Source organism: Stenotrophomonas maltophilia group sp. vghtpe118 (assembly GCF_052605195.1).
The window spans coordinates 1,306,889-1,323,700 of the sequence record NZ_CP199672.1 but is presented as its reverse complement, the minus strand read 5'-3'; the positions used below and the strand labels follow the sequence as shown (position 1 = coordinate 1,323,700).

Here is a 16,812-nt window from a genome sequence, read left to right as displayed (position 1 = left end):
CAAGGCGGTCCGTGTTCGTCGGACTGCCCTCCAGGGCGCCTTGGCTCCAGGACTGAATGGAGCAGGGTGCCGAGGTTGCTGCTGCGGGTCGGGTAGGCTATAAAGGCCCGCTTTCCCGGGCCCCGGGAAATCCAAGGAAGAGCGTTTCGTGGCTGCTAAAAAAACTGCAAAGAAGGCCGCAACGGCCGCCAAGAAAACCGCCAAGCCTGTTGTGAAGAAGTTGGCGGCAAAGCCCGTTGCCAAGAAGCCGGCCAGCAAGCCGGCGACCAAGGCAGCGTCCTCGCAACCGGCGGCCAGGAAGGCCACCGCAAAGAAAACGCCGGTCAAGGCAACCAAGCCGGTGGCGAAGAAGGCCGCTGCGCCCGCCAAGGCCAAGCCAGCCGCCGCCAGCAAGAAGGCGCCGGTGAAGAAGACCGTCAGCAAGGCCGCGCCAGTGAAGAAGGCCGCCGCCAAGCCGGTGGTCAAGAAGGCCGCCGCCAAGCCAGCGCCGAAGGCGGTGGTGAAGAAGGCTGCAGCCAAGCCGGTCGCCAAGCCCGTAGCAAAGAAGGTCGCTGCGGCTAAACCGGCCGCCACGCCCGCCGCTGTAAAGAAGGTTGCCAAGAACGTTGCCGCGCCGGCCGCAAAGCCGACCCCGGCCCCAGTAGTGAAGTCCGCACCGAAGCCTGCTGCCAAGCCGGCTCCGGCCAAGCCTGTCCCGGCCAAGACCGTGGCAGTGGCGGCAGCCCAGCCGGCCTCAACGCCGGCCCCGGCCGCCGCTCCTGTCGCTTCGAAGGCCCCGCAATCCAAGAATCCCGTGCCCGTTTCGAAATCGCCTGCCAAAACCGCCGTGAAATCCGATTCCGCCCCGAAGACCGTGTCGCGCCCTGTCGGCAAGGTTGCCGTGGCCGTCGCCGCCCGCTCGGCAGCACCGGCCCCGCGCAGCAAGTACAAGGTGGTCGAGTACAAGACCGACGAGGCCACTGGCCGCCCGATCCTGCCGGCTGGCTACAAGCCGTCCTCGGAAGAGGAATACATGAGCCCGCTGCAGCAGGAGTATTTCCGCCAGCGCCTGCAGAACTGGCGCGCGGACCTGGTGGAAGAGTCCAAGCAGACCATCGAGAACCTGCGCGAGGAAGTGCGTGACATCGGCGACGAAGCCGAGCGTGCGACCCGCGAGACCGAGAACTCGCTGGAACTGCGTACCCGCGACCGCTACCGCAAGCTGATCGGCAAGATCGACAGCACCCTGAAGCGCCTGGAAGCAGGCGACTACGGCTACTGCGTCGACACCGGCGAAGAAATCGGCTTGGAGCGCCTGGAAGCGCGCCTCACCGCAGAGCGCACCATCGACGCCCAGGAGCGTTGGGAGCACCTGCAGAAGCAGCAGGGCGACTGATTCCAGTTCGTTGTCTGGTCATGCGAAAAACCCGGCTTCGGCCGGGTTTTTTGTTGGGTTCGTGTTGGCTGCGTAGAGCGGCGCCTTGCGGGTATCGGCGTGAGCCTGCGGGTGGGTCCGGGCAGGACAGGCTGCAAGTACATCCCTGTAAGCTCGGCCGCGGCATCCATGCCGCGGACGGTCCTGCCCGGACCCTCCCGCAGGCTCTCGACGGTTTCCTGCGTGCGCGGCCGATGTAGAGCCGAGCCCACGCTCGGCTCAGGCCGAAGCCGGAGGGCAAGGAAGAGCAAAAGCAAAAGCAAAAGCAGAAGCAGCCAAGCATGGCTTGGCTCCACCAGGAGCGGTCATGCGTGCGCTCGCGGCTGTTGGGTCCGCCTTGTAGCGAGCCGAGCACCGCAGGGGAGTCAGGGGCGAAGAGGCCGCTCGATCCTGTAGAGCCGACTGCTAGTCGGCTGGCTCTCCGCGCCGTCCCCTGATTCGCCGAGGAGCGCAGGGCACCGGCGCGCAGCGCCGGCTCGCGGATGGCGGCGTGTTTCTTTGGTGACCTTCTTTGCACGAGGAAAGAAAGGCACACCCCGCCGCGGTCGCGGAAGTAGCCCGCCGGGCGCGGCCCGGCGCAACCGCTGCGTGGGCGCACGGAAATACGCAGCCGAGCATGGGCTCGGCTCTACAGGTTCACTGCAGGTCGCGAAGATTCAGTTTCCGCAGCGTTGGGTTCTTCCACGCGGTGATCCCGGCCACGCTCAGCACCGCGAATCCGCCCAGCACCACCGCCGGCACCAGGCCGAGCAGCTTCGCCATCGTGCCGGCATAGAACGCGCCCAGCTCGTTGGACGAACTGATGAAGATGCCGTTGATCGACGATACGCGACCGCGCATCTCTTCCGGCGTAGCCAACTGCAGGATGGTCGAGCGGATCACCACCGAGACGCCATCGAACGCGCCGTAGAACAGCAGGATCAGCGCCGACAGCCAGAAGTGCTGCGACAACCCGAAGCTGATCACGCACAGGCCGAAGCCGGCCACCGCGAACAGCAGGACGCGGCCGGCATTGCGCTGCAGCGGGTGGCGCGCCAGCCACAGGCCCACGCACACCGAGCCCAGCGCCGGCATCGCGCGCAGGATGCCCAGGCCTTCCGGGCCGTGGTGCAGGATCTCGTGCAGGAACGCCGGCAGCATCGCTACCACGCCGCCCAGCAGCACCGAGAACATGTCCAGCGCCATCGCGCCGACCATGATCCGGTTGCCGACCACGAAGCGCGCGCCTTCGGCGATGCTCTTGAAGATCGGTGCGGCCGGACCGGTATGCACCGGTTCTTCCACCTTCAGCGTGGCCAGGCAGGCCATCGCCACCAGCGCAAAGGCCGTAGCCACTGCGTAGGACAGACCCTTGCCACCGAAGCCGACCAGCACGCCACCCAGTGCCGGGCCGGCGATCATGCCGGCCTGGAACACCACCGCGCCCAGGCCGGCGCCACGGGCGAACTGGTCACGGGCCAGCACGCGGGCGAACAAGGCGTTGTAGATCGGCGACAGGAAGGCGCGGACCATGCCGGTCAGCGCGATGGCCGCATAGATCGGCCACACGCCGTCAATCGGCAGCCAGCCCATGGCTACGCTGGTCAATACCAGTGCAGTGGCGATCAGCCCGCAACAGGCGACCATGCCCAGCCGACGGCGCGGCAGGTGATCCACCAGGTAACCGGCGAACGGAGCCACGCAGAAGAACGGCACGACCTCGGCCAGGCCGATCAGGCCCAGCGAGAACGGATTGCGGGTGACTTCGTAGATGTGCCAGCCGACAGTGACCGCGACCACCTGGTAGGACAGCATCGCGAAGATGCGGTAGGCCAGCAGCCTGGCGAAACCGGGGCGGGACAGCAGGCCCAGTGCACTGTCTTCGGCTGTGGCGGGTTCGCTCACGACGGGTCGCGCTGCAGCTGCGCCTGCGCCGTCTCGCGGATGAAGGCCAGCATCGCCGCCACACCATTGCTGCGGGTGGGCGAGAGGTGGCGGGCCAGGCCGATGTCCTGGATGTAGCTCGGCTCGGTGTCCAGGATCTCCTGCGCCGAGCGCCCGGAGTACACGCGCAGCGCCAGGAAGATCAGGCCGGAGACAATCGCCGAATCGCTGATGGCATGGAAGCGCAGCGACTGCGCGTTGCCATCGGGCACGATCCAGACCATCGACTGGCAGCCGAGCAGGCGATGCTCTTCGGTCTTCCATTCTTCCGGGAAGGGCGGCAGCTTGCGGCCGAGGTCGATCAGGTACTGGTAGCGCTCGGACCAGTCGCCGAAGAAGCCGAATTCCTCGGCGATGGCGGCCTGGGCCTCGGCGGCGGTGGGTTCAAGCGGGAACGGGGAGTCGGTCACAACAGTCTCTACGGTGGGGGCGTGGCCGGCGGACCGGCCACGGGGCAGGGCAGGTCAGCTGCGCTTGCGCGACCAGCGAACGCCCTGCGGGGTGTCATCCAGCACGATGCCTTCGGCGGCCAGCTGGTCGCGGATGGCGTCGGCACGGGCGAAATCGCGTGCCTTCTTGGCCGCGGCGCGCTCGTCGATCAGGCCCTGGACGCGGGCATCGTCGTCCTCGTCGCCCGCTGCGGTGCCGAACCACTGCGCCGGGTCGGCCTGCAGCAGGCCCAGCACCAGGCCCGCACCGAGCAGCTCGCCCTTCAGGCGTGCCTGTTCGGCCGGGTCGGTGGCACGACGCGCGTCGGCGGCGATGCGGGCCACTTCGGCCAGCGCCTGGGGTGTGTTGAGATCGTCGTCCAGGGTCGCTTCGACGCTGGCGGGGATCACTGCCGTGGCCTCGATCGACGCCAGTTCGCGCAGGGTGCCGTACAGGCGGTCCAGGGTGCGCACCGATTGTTCGATCAGCGCATCAGACCAGTCCAGCGGCTGCCGGTAGTGGGCCGACAGCAGGGCCAGGCGCAGCGCCTCCGGCGGATGCTGGCGGACCAGGTCGTGTACGCGCTCGATGTTGCCCAGCGACTTGCTCATCTTGGCGCCGCCGAAGTTGAGCATGCCGTTGTGCAGCCAGAAACGGGCGAAGATCCTACCTCCGTGGGCGCATTCGCTCTGCGCGATCTCGTTCTCGTGGTGCGGGAACTGCAGGTCGACGCCGCCGGCGTGGATGTCGATGGTCTCGCCCAGGTGGGCTGCGGCCATCGCCGAGCATTCGATATGCCAGCCCGGACGACCCCGGCCCCACGGCGATTCCCAGCCGGGCAGGTCGTCGCTGGACGGCTTCCACAGCACGAAATCACCCGGGTCGCGCTTGTACGGGGCCACGTCGACACGGGCACCGGCCAGCATTTCTTCCGGGTCACGGCGCGAGAGCTTGCCGTAGCCGTTGAAGCTGGCGACCGCGAACAGTACGTGACCCTCGGCGGCGTAGGCATGACCATTGGCGATCAGCTGCTCGATCATGGTGATGATCTGCGGCATGTGCGCGGTCACCTCCGGCTCGATGTCCGGCGGCACCACGCCCAGCGCGGCCATGTCTTCACGGTAGGCGGCGGCGAACTTGCCGGTGATGGTGCTGATCGGCACGCCCTGCTCGCGCGCAGCGGCGTTGATCTTGTCGTCCACGTCGGTGATGTTGCGGGCGTAGCGCAGCGCGCCGAAACGGCGCCGCAGCAGATCGGCCAGCACCCCGAACACCACTGGGCCACGGGCGTTGCCGATGTGCACGTAGTTGTAGACCGTGGGGCCGCACACATACAGGGTCGGACAGGCCGGGTCGAGCGGAGTGAACGGTTCGAGCTGGCGAGTCAGGTTGTTGTGCAGGCGCAGGGTCATGGGGCTGTGGCTGGGGGACAAGCCTGTGATTTTAGAACGTGTCGGCCTCCTTTGGGGGCACTGGCTGCCACCGGTGGACGCCGGGTCCATCCTGGGTGGGGTGGGCAGGAGCAGCGTGGACGGGTAATGTTCAGCCCCTTGCGCTCGCCACTGCCTACACTATTGCCGTGTCCTTGCTCCCGTCGCCAATGAAATCCACCGCGTTGCTGACCCTGGCCTGCCTGTCGGCGCTGCCCGCCGTGGTGCTGGCCCAGGAGACCGAGCCCCGCAACCGGGTGGTGATCGTGGAGAACGTGAAGTTCGACTACGCCCAGGTGCTGAACGTCGAGCCGGTGTTGCAGACCCTGCGCGCGACCCGCACCGAGGAGCACTGCGAGCCGGTGTCGACACGGACCCTGGCCCCGGTGAACGTGACCGGCGAGGAGCCGGTCGAGGACAAGGGCCGGATCAGCCGCTTCTGGGATTCGGTGCGCTCGATGTTCAAGCGCAGCGACGAGGAGCCCTCCGAAGAGGCCGGCCCCGAAACGCCGGCCCCAGCGCCTGCCAACAATGGCCCGATGCTGACCCGCGACTGCCGCATCGTGCCGGTGGGGCGTGAATTCCGCCGGCCCATCGCCTACGACGTGGACTACGTCTACAAGGGCACCAAGTATCGGTCGCGGCTGCCGGAAGACCCGGGCAACCGGCTCAAGATCCGGGTGTCGATCACCCCCTGGGTCGGTCCGGAGCAGGGCGCCGCCGGCAATCCCTGATTCTGCGACCCCGGCCCCTTGCGCCGGTCACGGCCGCATGCAAAGATATTCGGCCATGAAGCTCACCGACTTCCAGCACGACAGCAGCGCAGCCCGACAGGCGTCTGGCATGACCTCGCGTGCGCGTCGACCGGAACCCCACATTCTCGCTGGGTAACCGGAGCTTTTTGCTGTTCGTCCGAAAAAAACCCAGCCCGCCGGCTGGGTTTTTTCGTTTCCGCCTTCTGAAAGCTGCAACTGCAACCTTTTCGTTTCACCTTTGCTTCCTGTTTTCCCTTCCACCGCGTCGAACCCGGCGCCGCCACGCAAGGAAAGATGATGTCCCCCAAGCACTTCCTGAACACCCAGGACTGGAGCCGCAGCGATCTCGACGCGCTGCTGACCCAGGCCGCGCTGTTCAAGCGCAACAAGCTCGGCGACCAGCTCAAGGGCAAGTCGATCGCGCTGGTGTTCTTCAACCCTTCCATGCGTACCCGCACCAGCTTCGAACTGGGCGCATTCCAGCTCGGTGCCCACGCGGTGGTGCTGCAGCCGGGCAAGGATGCGTGGCCGATCGAGTTCAACCTCGGCACGGTGATGGACGGCGATACCGAAGAGCACATCGCTGAAGTGGCCAAGGTGCTGGGCCGTTACTGCGACATCATCGCGGTGCGTGCGTTCCCCAAGTTCGTCGACTGGGCCTACGACCGCCAGGACATCGTCCTCAACAGCTTCGCCAAGTACTCGCCGGTGCCGGTCATCAACATGGAGACCATCACCCATCCGTGCCAGGAGCTGGCCCACATCATGGCGCTGCAGGAGCACTTCGGTACCCAGGACCTGCGCGGCAAGAAGTACGTGTTGACCTGGACCTACCACCCCAAGCCGCTGAACACCGCCGTGGCCAACTCGGCGCTGACCATCGCCACCCGCATGGGCATGGACGTGACCCTGCTGTGCCCGACCGCCGACTACATCCTCGACGAGCGCTACATGGGCTGGGCCGAGCAGAACGTGGCCGAGAGCGGTGGTTCGCTGAAGATCAGCCATGACATCGACAGCGCCTACGCCGGCGCCGACGTGGTCTACGCCAAGAGCTGGGGTGCGCTGCCGTTCTTCGGCAACTGGGAACCGGAAAAGCCGATCCGCGACCAGTTCAAGCACTTCATCGTGGACGAGCGGAAGATGGCGCTGACCAACAACGGGGTGTTCAGCCACTGCCTGCCGCTGCGCCGCAACGTGAAAGCCACCGATGCGGTGATGGATTCGCCGCAGTGCATCGCCATCAACGAAGCCGAGAACCGCCTGCACGTGCAGAAGGCGATCATGGCCGCCGTTGCCGGGCGCTGATCCAACACTTCAGCCGACCAGCGGTCGGCTCTACCGAATTCCCATCCCCCAAGTGGACCTGATCCCCATGAGCAACAAAGACGTCGTTCTCGCCTTCTCCGGCGGCCTGGATACCAGCTTCTGCGTGCCCTACCTGCAGGAGCGTGGCTACAACGTGCACACCGTGTTCGCCGACACCGGCGGCGTGGATGATGAAGAGCGCGATTTCATCGAGAAGCGTGCCGCCGAGCTGGGCGTGACCAGCCATGTCACCGTCAATGGTGGCCCGGCCATCTGGGAAGGCTTCGTCAAGCCGTTCGTGTGGGCCGGCGAAGGCTACCAGGGCCAGTACCCGCTGCTGGTCTCGGACCGCTACCTGATCGTCGATGCCGCGCTGAAGCGTGCTGCCGAGCTGGGTACCCACATCATCGCCCACGGCTGCACCGGCATGGGCAATGACCAGGTCCGCTTCGACCTGGCCGTGAAGGCGCTGGGTGACTACCAGATCATCGCGCCGATCCGCGAGATCCAGAAGGAACACACCCAGACCCGCGCCTACGAGCAGAAGTACCTGGAAGAGCGCGGCTTCGGCGTGCGCGCCAAGCAGCAGGCCTACACCATCAACGAGAACCTGCTGGGCGTGACCATGTCCGGCGGCGAGATCGACCGTTGGGAAGCCCCGGGCGAAGGTGCGCGTGGCTGGTGCTCGCCGCGCAGCGAGTGGCCGGAACAAGCGCTGACGGTCACCCTGAAGTTCGTCGAAGGCGAAGCGGTTGAACTGAACGGCAAGGCGCTGCCGGGCGACCAGATCCTGGCCCAGCTCAACAAGCTGTTTGCCCCGTACGGTGTTGGCCGCGGCGTCTACACCGGCGACACCGTGATCGGTCTGAAGGGTCGCATCGTGTTCGAGGCCCCGGGCCTGGTCTCGCTGCTGGCCGCGCACCGCGCGCTGGAAGATGCCGTACTGACCAAGCAGCAGAACCGCTTCAAGCCGGACGTGGCACGCAAGTGGGTGGAGCTGGTGTACGAAGGCTTCTACCACGACCCGCTGAAGACCGACATCGAAGCCTTCCTGAAGTCCTCGCAGGCCAAGGTCAACGGCGAAGTGGTGCTGGAAACCCGCGGTGGCCGCGTCGACGCGGTGGCGGTGAAGTCGCCGCACCTGCTCAACACCAAGGGTGCCACCTACGCACAGTCGGCCGACTGGGGCGTGGAAGAGGCTGAAGGCTTCATCAAGCTGTTCGGCATGAGTTCGACTGTCTATGCGCAGGTCAATCGCGGTTGACCTGTGACGGGGGCGCCGGCCGCTGGCCGGCGCCTCGCAGCGTCAATGGAAGGTAGTGCCGGCCGCTGGCCGGCTCGTGGCACGGCTGGATCATTGCGGAGCCGGCCAGCGGCCGGCACTACCGATTTCGAACCCTACGGATATTCAGACACATGCTTGAACAGACGCTCGATCACCTGCAGGCCCTGGTGTCCTTCGACACTCGCAACCCGCCGCGTGCGATCACCACCGGTGGCATCTTCGATTACCTGCGCGCGAACCTGCCCGGCTTCAACGTCGAGGTGATCGACCATGGCGCGGGTGCGGTCAGCCTGTACGCCGTGCGTGGGACGCCGAAGTACCTGTTCAACGTGCATCTGGATACCGTACCGGACTCGCCGCACTGGAGTGCCGATCCGCATGTGATGCGCCGCCTGGACGACCGTGTGGTCGGCCTGGGCGTGTGTGACATCAAGGGCGCCGCCGCTGCGCTGGTGGCGGCGGCCAACGCCAGTGATGGCGATGCCGCCTTCCTGTTCTCCAGCGACGAAGAAGCCAACGACCCGCGCTGCATCGCCGCGTTCCTGGCCCGTGGCCTGCCGTATGAAGCCGTACTCGTGGCCGAACCGACCATGAGCGAAGCGGTGCTGGCGCATCGTGGCATCAGCTCGGTGCTGATGCAGTTCGCCGGCCGTGCCGGCCATGCGTCGGGCAAGCAGGATGCGGCTGCCAGCGCATTGCACCAGGCCATGCGCTGGGGCAATCGCGCGCTGGATCATGTGGAATCGCTGGCCTCGGCGCGCTTCGGTGGACTGACCGGCCTGCGCTTCAACATCGGTCGCGTCGAAGGCGGTATCAAGGCCAACATGATCGCACCGGCTGCTGAGGTGCGCTTCGGGTTCCGCCCGCTGCCGTCGATGGACATCGATGGCCTGCTGGCGACCTTCGCCGGTTTCGCCGAGCCGGAAGCCGCCGTGTTCACCGAGACGTTCCGTGGTCCCAGCCTGCCCGCCGGTGACATCGCCGAGGCCGAGAACCGCCGCCTGCTGGCGCGCGACGTGGCCGATGCGCTGGAGCTGCCGATCGGCAATGCCGTGGATTTCTGGACCGAGGCGTCGCTGTTCTCGGCCGCTGGCTACACCACACTGGTATTCGGCCCGGGTGACATCGCCCAGGCACACACCGCCGATGAGTTCGTGACGCTGGACCAATTGCAGCGCTATACCCACGCCATGCACCGGATCATCGCCGCCGGCGCCTGATCGACCCTACAACGCCGCCATGCCCCGGGCATGGCGGAACTGCAACGCGGCGACCGCCGCCTGTGACGAAACCGAAATGTCTCCTGCCCTCCAGCCCCACCGCCAGACCCGCAAGACCATCGTGCGCCTGCTTTCCAGCATGGCCAGCGCGAAGGAGATCAGCCAGTACCTCAAGCGTTTCTCGCAGCTGGACGCCAAGCGCTTCGCCGTGGTCAAGGTCGGCGGCGCGGTGCTGCGCGACGATCTCGACGCGCTGACCTCTTCGCTGTCGTTCCTGCAGGAAGTCGGGCTGACCCCGATCGTGCTGCACGGCGCCGGCCCGCAGCTGGATGCCGAGCTGTCGGCGGCCGGCATCGAGAAGCAGACCGTGAACGGCCTGCGCGTGACTTCGCCGGAAGCACTGGCGATCGTGCGCCGGGTGTTCCAGCAGTCCAACCTGCGCCTGGTCGAGGCGCTGCAGCAGAACGGCGCACGTGCCACCTCGATTACCGGTGGCGTGTTCGAGGCCGAGTACCTGGACGTGGACACCTACGGCCTCGTCGGCGAGGTGAAGAAGGTCAACCTGGCACCGATCGAGGCCAGCCTGCGTGCCGGTTCGATCCCGGTCATCACCAGCCTGGGTGAAACCGCCGGTGGCCAGATCCTCAACGTCAACGCCGACTTCGCCGCCAACGAGCTGGTGCAGGAGCTGCAGCCGTACAAGATCATCTTCCTGACCGGCACCGGTGGCCTGCTGGACGAGGCGGGCAACGTGATCGATTCGATCAACCTGTCCACCGAGTACGACCACCTCATCGCGCAGCCGTGGATCCACGGCGGCATGAAGGTGAAGATCGAACAGATCAAGGACCTGCTCGACCGCCTGCCGCTGGAGTCGTCGGTGTCGATCACTCGCCCGGCCGACCTGGCCAAGGAACTGTTCACCCACAAGGGCTCGGGCACGCTGGTGCGCAAGGGTGAGAAAGTGCTGCGCGCCACCGCCTGGAGCGAGCTCGACCTGCCACGGCTGAAGGGCCTGATCGAATCCAGCTTCGGCCGCACCCTGGTGCCGGACTACTTCGAAAAGACCAGGCTGCTGCGTGCCTATGTCAGCGAGAACTACCGCACCGCGGTGATCCTCACCGACGAGGCCGAAGGCGTGTACCTGGACAAGTTCGCCGTGCTCGACGATGCGCAGGGCGAAGGCCTGGGCCGCGCGGTCTGGAACGTGATGCTGGAGGAGACCCCGCAGCTGTTCTGGCGCTCGCGCCACGGCAACCCGATCAACCACTTCTACTACGCCGAGTCCGATGGCTGCTACAAGCAGGACCATTGGAAAGTGTTCTGGTTCGGTGCCGATGGCATCGACCGCATCAAGACCTATGTCGACCACTGCGCCCAACGCGCGCCGAGCCTGCTGGGGTGAGCGATGAGTCCTCCTGACGTGTGGAACACGGTGCCTACCCTGCGCGGCCAGCACGTGGCGCTGCAGCCGCTGCAGCTTGAGCATGTCCCCGGCCTGCGCGCTGCCCTCGAAGGCAGCGGCCTGGACCAGCTCTGGTACACCCAGGTGCCGTCACCGCAGCAGGTCGAGCACTATGTGCAGGCCGCGCTGCAGGCGCACGCCGAAGGCAAGGTGCTGCCGTTCGTGATCCGCGACGCCGCCGGTGACATCATCGGCAGCACGCGCTTCTACGACATGGATGCCAGCGTGCCCAAGCTCAGCCTCGGCTACACCTGGTACACGCCGCGCGTGCAGCGCACCGGCGCCAACACCGAGGCCAAGTTGTTGCTGCTGCAGCACGCCTTCGAGGCCATGGGCTGCATCAGCGTGGTGCTGGAAACCAGCTGGTTCAACGTCACCTCGCGCAACGCCATCGCCCGCCTCGGCGCCAAGCAGGATGGCGTGCTGCGCAACCACAAGCGGCACGCCGACGGCACGCCGCGCGACACCGTCATCTTCTCCATCATCGATGCGGAATGGCAGGGCGTGAAGCGCCACCTGCAGTACCGCCTGGACAGTCACGCATGAACGATTCGACTTTTACCCTGGGCATCGTCGGTGCCCGCGGCCATACCGGCGCCGAGCTGATCAAGCTGGTGGCCGCGCATCCGCGCCTGAAACTGGCCTTCGTCTCTTCGCGCGAGCGCGCCGGGCAGCGCCTGTCCGACCACCACCCGGAATTCCAGGGCGAGCTGCAGTACGAAAACCTGGACGCCGATGCGGTGGCGGCCAAGGGCGTGGACGCGGTGATCCTGGCCCTGCCCAACGGCCTGGCCGCGCCGTTCGTGGCCGCGCTTGAAACCGCGAAGCCGGACACCGTCATCGTCGACCTCTCGGCCGACTACCGTTTCGACAACAGCTGGTACTACGGCCTGCCGGAGCTGACCCGCGGCCGGTACAACGGCCAGAAGCACATCAGCAACCCGGGCTGCTATGCCACCGCGATGCAGCTGGCGGTGCATCCGCTGCTGGACCTGCTGGCGGGTCCGCCGCAGTGCTTCGGTGTCTCCGGCTACTCCGGTGCCGGTACTACGCCGTCGGACAAGAACAACGTCGAACTGCTGGCCGACAACCTGATGCCCTACGCGCTGACCAACCACGTGCACGAGCGCGAGGTGTCCGTACAGCTGGGCGTGGCGGTCGAGTTCATGCCGCACGTCGCGCCGCACTTCCGTGGCATCACGCTGACCGCCAACCTGTGGCTGAACCGCGTACAGACCCGCGAGCAGATCGTCGAGCGCTTCCAGCAGGCCTATGCCGTTGAACCCTTGATCGAGGTGGTGGACGAAGCGCCGTGGGTCAGCCGCATCGCCGGCCGCCACGGTGCCCAGGTCGGTGGCTTCACGCTCGCGCCGGGCGGCAAGCGCGTGGTGGTGGTGGCGACGCTGGACAACCTGCTGAAGGGCGCGGCCACCCAGGCCATGCAGAACCTCAACCTCGCGCTGGGCATCGACGAACTGACGTCGATCCCGCACTGAACACGCCTTCCGGAGCCCCCATGGCAGACCTTCTTTGGCAGAAGCCCGGCGTCGCTGTCGACGCCCAGATCCAGTCCTTCCTCGCCGGCGACGACGTGATCCTCGACCGCGAGTTCTTCCTGCATGACATCGCTGCCAGCGCCGCGCATGCGCAGGGCCTGCAGCACATCGGCATCCTCAGTGCCGATGAGCTTGCCGGACTTCTGCGCGAACTGGAGATCCTGGCGCAGGACTTCCGCGAAGGCCGCTTCGTGCTGGATACGCAGTACGAGGATGGCCACTCGGCGATCGAAGCGCGCCTGACCGAACGCCTTGGTGATGCGGGTCGCAAGATCCACACCGGCCGCAGCCGCAACGACCAGATCCTGGTCGCCACGCGCCTGTGGCTGAAGGAGAAGCTGCAGCGCGTTGCCCAGCTCAGCACCGAAGTGGCAAAGGTCGCGCTGGACCGCGCGCAGGCCGAGAAGGACCTGCCGATTCCCGGTTATACCCACATCCAGCGTGCCGTGGTGTCCTCGGCCGGCATGTGGTGGGCGGGCTGGGCCGAGGCCTTCATCGACAACGCCATCCGCGCCCGTGACACCCATGCACTGGTCGATGCCAATCCGCTCGGCACCGCCGCCGGCTACGGCGTGAACCTGCCGCTGGACCGCGAGCACACCACCGCCGCGCTGGGCTTCGCGCGCATGCAGGTCTCGCCGATCTACGCGCAGCTGTCGCGCGGCAAGTTCGAGCTGGCCGCGCTGGAAGCGCTCGGTGGCGCCACGCTGGACCTGCGCCGCATTGCGTGGGACCTGTCGCTGTTCACCAGCGCCGAGTTCGGCTTCGTCGCGCTGCCGGCGCAGTACACCACCGGCAGTTCGATCATGCCCAACAAGCGCAATCCGGATGTGATCGAGCTGATGCGCGCCACCCACGCCAGCGTCGCCGCTGCGCGCACCGAGATCGAGCAGCTGCTGTCGCTGCCGTCCGGCTACCATCGCGACCTGCAGTCGTCCAAGGGTGCCATCTTCCACGGCTTCGGCCGTGGCCTGGCCGCGCTGGAGCTGCTGCCGGCGCTGCTGGCCAACCTGGAATGGCGCGACGACAGGCTGCGTGCGGCGATCGATTCGGGCATGTATGCCACCGACGTGGCGGTGGAAGCGGCCGTGGCCGGTGTGCCGTTCCGCGAGGCCTACAAGGCGGCTGCGGCCGGTGCCGACAGCGCAGGGCAGGGACGCACGCCGGAAGGCAGCCTGGCTGCGCGTGTATCGCCGGGCTCGGCCGCTGACCTGCGCCTGGACGAACTGCGCGCGCGCTGGCAGGCGTTGTCCTGATGGCGGCCACGGTGTATCTGGTGCTGGCGATGCGCCGGTCGGACTTCAACGATGCAGCGGTGCAGCCGCATCGCGATTTCCTCGATGCGTTGCAGGCGCAGGGCAAGCTGCAGCTGACCGGTGGCTTCGCCGATGGCAGCGGTGGCGCCTACGTGCTGTGCAACGTGGACAGCCTGGCGCAGGCGCAGGCCATCGTCGCCACCGATCCGCTGGTGACGATGCAGGCCTCCGACCTGACCGTGCACGAATGGAACACCCGCTGAGAGCCTGACCGATGATCCAGCACGCTGCCCATGTCGCCTCGCCGTTCCCCGAACAAGCGCTGCCGCCGTGGCGGCGTGCGGTGCTCAAGGTTGGCAGCAGTCTGCTGGCAGCCGATGGCGGCGGCCTGTCGCCACGCCACGCGCTGGGCCTGGCGCAGTTCGTCTCAGCCAATGTCCTGGCCGGGCGCGAGGTGGTGATCGTGTCTTCCGGCGCGGTCGCTGCCGGGCGCGCAATCCTGCCTCGGGCCGATGAGCCTGGCGCGGCGATGGCGGCGAGGCAGGCCCTGGCCGCGCTCGGCCAGGCACAGCTGATCGGGCTCTGGCAGCGCTTCTTCGAGCGCCCGGTGGCGCAGGTGCTGCTGACCCACGACGACCTGCGCAACCGCCGCCGCTACCTCAATGCACGCGCCACGTTGAGTGAACTGTTGCGCCTGGGCGCATTGCCGGTGGTCAACGAGAACGACACCGTGTCGGTGGATGAGCTCAAGCTCGGCGACAACGACAACCTGGCTGCCACCGTGGCGGCGCTGGTCGACGCCGATGCGCTGTTCATCGCCACCGACATCGATGGCCTGTACAGCGCCGACCCGCGCACCGTGGCCGATGCGCGGCCGTTGCACGACGTGCCGGAGCTGGGTGACGAGGTGCTGGCGATGGCGGGCGGCGCCGGCTCGCGCGCCGGTACCGGCGGCATGAGGACCAAGCTGGAGGCGGCGGCGAAGGCCGGGCGCCTGGGCATCGAAACCTATCTGTTCAATGGCCGCAGCGGTGACGTGGTGCGCGCGCTGGCGCAGGATCGCCTGTTCGGCACCCGCATCCATGCCGCACGCAGCCGCGAGGCCGCCCGCAAGCACTGGCTGCGGCATGCACCGCTGGCCGAGGGCGTGATCGTCATCGATGCCGGTGCGGCACAGGCGATGCGCGAGAAGGGCGCCTCGCTGCTGCCCGGTGGCATCACCGGTGCAGAGGGCGTGTTCCGCCGCGGCGATATGGTACAGGTGTGCTGGAACGCGCCGCAGGGCCGTGTCTGCGTGGCCCGTGGCGTCAGCCAGTATGCTGCCGACGACGTACGCCGGATTGCCGGCCACCATTCGCGCGACATCCAGGCCGTGCTCGGCTACAACTACGGCGGCAGCGTCGTCCATCGCGACGACCTGGTGCTGCCATGACCGGATTGAAGGACACACCGATGAGCGAGATCGAAGCGCAGGCGCGTGCCTGCCGTGATGCGGCGCAGATCGTTGCCGGCCTGGACAGTGCGGCACGACGCACGCTGCTGCTGGCGATGGCGCAGGCGCTGGAAGTGAATGCAGGGTTGATCCTGGCCGGCAATGCACGTGACCTCGCCGCCGCGCGCGAGAAGGGCGTGGGCAGCGCCATGCTCGATCGTCTGGCACTGGACCCGCCGCGCCTGTTCGCGATGGCCGAAGCCGTGCGCGAAGTGGCTGGATTGCCAGATCCTGTCGGCGAGGTCACCCGCGATGACGTGCGCCCGAACGGCATCCGCGTGCAGAAGGTGCGCGTGCCGCTGGGCGTGATCGCGATGATCTACGAGGCGCGCCCGAACGTGACCGCCGAAGCCGCGGCGCTGTGCCTGAAGGCGGGTAACGGCGTGATCCTGCGCGGTGGTTCCGAGGCAATTCACTCCAACACCGCGATCGCGCAGGCACTCGCCGGTGCGTTGAAGGCCAACGGGGTACCGCCGGCCGCCGTGACCGTGCTGACTGACCTGCGCCGCGAGGCGATGCTGGAACTGCTGCAGCTGCATGAGCTGATCGACCTGGCGATTCCGCGCGGTGGCGAAGGCCTGATCCGTTTCGTTGCCGAGCATGCGCGGGTGCCGGTGATCAAGCACTACAAGGGTGTCTGTCATCTGTTCGTGGATGCCAGCGCCGACCTGGGCAAGGCCATCGACCTGCTGGTGGATGGCAAGTGCAGCCGGCCAGCCGCCTGCAATTCGCTGGAGACACTGCTGGTACACCGTGACGTAGCCGATTCCTTCCTGCCGCGCGTGGCGCAGGCGCTCGGCCAGCGTGGCGTGCAGCTGCGCGCCGATGCGCAGTCGCAGCCGCTGCTGCCGGGCAGCACGGCGGCGACCGAGGAGGACTACGCCGCCGAGTTCCTCGACCTTGTGCTGGCCGTGCGCGTGGTGGACGACCTCGATGCGGCCATCGCGCACATCCGCCGCTATACCTCCGATCACACCGAAGTGATCGCGACCGCAGACGCCGGCCATGCCGAGCGTTTCGTTACTGCGCTGCGCTCGGCGGTGGTGACGGTCAATGCCTCATCGCGCTTCTCCGATGGTGGCCAGCTGGGCCTGGGCAGCGAAATCGGCATTTCCACCACGCGCCTGCATGCCTATGGCCCGATGGGTCTGGAAGCGCTCACTGTCGAACGTTTCGTGGTGCGTGGCGAAGGGCAGACGCGCACATAAGTGGATCCACGCCATGCGTGGATGTTCTTCGCGGCAGACCCCGGTGCCGACCAAGGCCGGCATCCACCGGG

General features: G+C 67.1%; 15 protein-coding genes. 12 read left to right on the top strand and 3 right to left on the bottom strand.

Annotated elements, in window-relative coordinates; all coding sequences use genetic code 11:
- Window positions 1–148 precede the first annotated feature (148 nt).
- The gene (gene dksA, locus ACUDTM_RS06215) at window positions 149–1,375 is read left to right on the top strand and encodes an RNA polymerase-binding protein DksA (protein WP_072168399.1); all 1,227 of its coding nucleotides are present in this window, start codon (window positions 149–151) and stop codon (window positions 1,373–1,375) included.
- A 675-nt stretch (window positions 1,376–2,050) separates the two neighbouring features.
- Here the strand turns inward: dksA and ACUDTM_RS06210 are convergent.
- The 3 genes from ACUDTM_RS06210 to cysS are packed head-to-tail and all read right to left on the bottom strand — an operon-like array spanning window position 2,051 to window position 5,178.
- A complete protein-coding gene (locus ACUDTM_RS06210) occupies window positions 2,051–3,298 on the bottom strand; it encodes an MFS transporter (protein ID WP_072168398.1) in 1,248 nt (415 codons plus the stop codon).
- Window positions 3,295–3,747: a SufE family protein gene (locus ACUDTM_RS06205; RefSeq protein WP_095378134.1), complete on the bottom strand. Its 453-nt coding sequence runs from the start codon at window positions 3,745–3,747 to the stop codon at window positions 3,295–3,297. Before ACUDTM_RS06205 ends, ACUDTM_RS06210 begins: the two co-directional genes overlap by 4 nt.
- Before the next feature lie 54 nt (window positions 3,748–3,801).
- A complete protein-coding gene (gene cysS / locus ACUDTM_RS06200; RefSeq protein WP_072168397.1) occupies window positions 3,802–5,178 on the bottom strand; it encodes a cysteine--tRNA ligase in 1,377 nt (458 codons plus the stop codon).
- Between the two features lie 188 nt (window positions 5,179–5,366).
- Here cysS and ACUDTM_RS06195 point away from each other — a divergent pair, with 188 nt between their 5' ends.
- The 11 genes from ACUDTM_RS06195 (at window position 5,367) to ACUDTM_RS06145 (ending at window position 16,741) form a co-directional block, all read left to right on the top strand.
- A complete protein-coding gene (locus ACUDTM_RS06195; protein ID WP_445391470.1) occupies window positions 5,367–5,930 on the top strand; it encodes a hypothetical protein in 564 nt (187 codons plus the stop codon).
- Window positions 5,931–6,248: 318 nt separating this feature from the next.
- Complete coding sequence (locus ACUDTM_RS06190) at window positions 6,249–7,259, top strand: N-acetylornithine carbamoyltransferase (protein ID WP_072168395.1); 1,011 nt, start codon at window positions 6,249–6,251, stop codon at window positions 7,257–7,259.
- 67 nt (window positions 7,260–7,326) lie between these two features.
- Entirely contained in the window at window positions 7,327–8,523 is a 1,197-nt protein-coding gene (locus tag ACUDTM_RS06185) for an argininosuccinate synthase (RefSeq protein WP_072168394.1), read from the top strand.
- A gap of 152 nt (window positions 8,524–8,675) precedes the next feature.
- Window positions 8,676–9,764 (top strand): acetylornithine deacetylase, encoded by a 1,089-nt coding sequence (locus ACUDTM_RS06180; RefSeq protein ID WP_445391213.1) that lies wholly within the window; start codon window positions 8,676–8,678, stop codon window positions 9,762–9,764.
- Between the two features lie 76 nt (window positions 9,765–9,840).
- Window positions 9,841–11,169 carry an acetylglutamate kinase gene (locus ACUDTM_RS06175; RefSeq protein ID WP_445391212.1) on the top strand — a complete coding sequence of 443 codons (1,329 nt, stop codon included), beginning with the start codon at window positions 9,841–9,843 and terminating at the stop codon, window positions 11,167–11,169.
- A gap of 3 nt (window positions 11,170–11,172) precedes the next feature.
- Window positions 11,173–11,775: a GNAT family N-acetyltransferase gene (locus ACUDTM_RS06170; RefSeq protein WP_188240793.1), complete on the top strand. Its 603-nt coding sequence runs from the start codon at window positions 11,173–11,175 to the stop codon at window positions 11,773–11,775.
- The gene (gene argC, locus ACUDTM_RS06165) at window positions 11,772–12,725 is read left to right on the top strand and encodes an N-acetyl-gamma-glutamyl-phosphate reductase (protein WP_072168393.1); all 954 of its coding nucleotides are present in this window, start codon (window positions 11,772–11,774) and stop codon (window positions 12,723–12,725) included. The genes ACUDTM_RS06170 and argC overlap by 4 nt, the downstream gene beginning before the upstream one ends.
- A 20-nt stretch (window positions 12,726–12,745) precedes the next feature.
- Window positions 12,746–14,041, top strand: coding sequence for an argininosuccinate lyase (gene argH, locus ACUDTM_RS06160; protein ID WP_072168392.1), 1,296 nt, complete (start codon window positions 12,746–12,748; stop codon window positions 14,039–14,041).
- On the top strand, window positions 14,041–14,304 hold the full coding sequence (locus ACUDTM_RS06155) for a YciI family protein (protein WP_111200729.1): 264 nt from the start codon (window positions 14,041–14,043) through the stop codon (window positions 14,302–14,304). The genes argH and ACUDTM_RS06155 overlap by 1 nt, the downstream gene beginning before the upstream one ends.
- Before the next feature lie 11 nt (window positions 14,305–14,315).
- Window positions 14,316–15,473: a glutamate 5-kinase gene (gene proB, locus ACUDTM_RS06150; RefSeq protein WP_088497652.1), complete on the top strand. Its 1,158-nt coding sequence runs from the start codon at window positions 14,316–14,318 to the stop codon at window positions 15,471–15,473.
- Window positions 15,470–16,741, top strand: coding sequence for a glutamate-5-semialdehyde dehydrogenase (locus ACUDTM_RS06145; RefSeq protein WP_353080618.1), 1,272 nt, complete (start codon window positions 15,470–15,472; stop codon window positions 16,739–16,741). The genes proB and ACUDTM_RS06145 overlap by 4 nt, the downstream gene beginning before the upstream one ends.
- The last annotated feature ends 71 nt before the right edge of the window (window positions 16,742–16,812 follow it).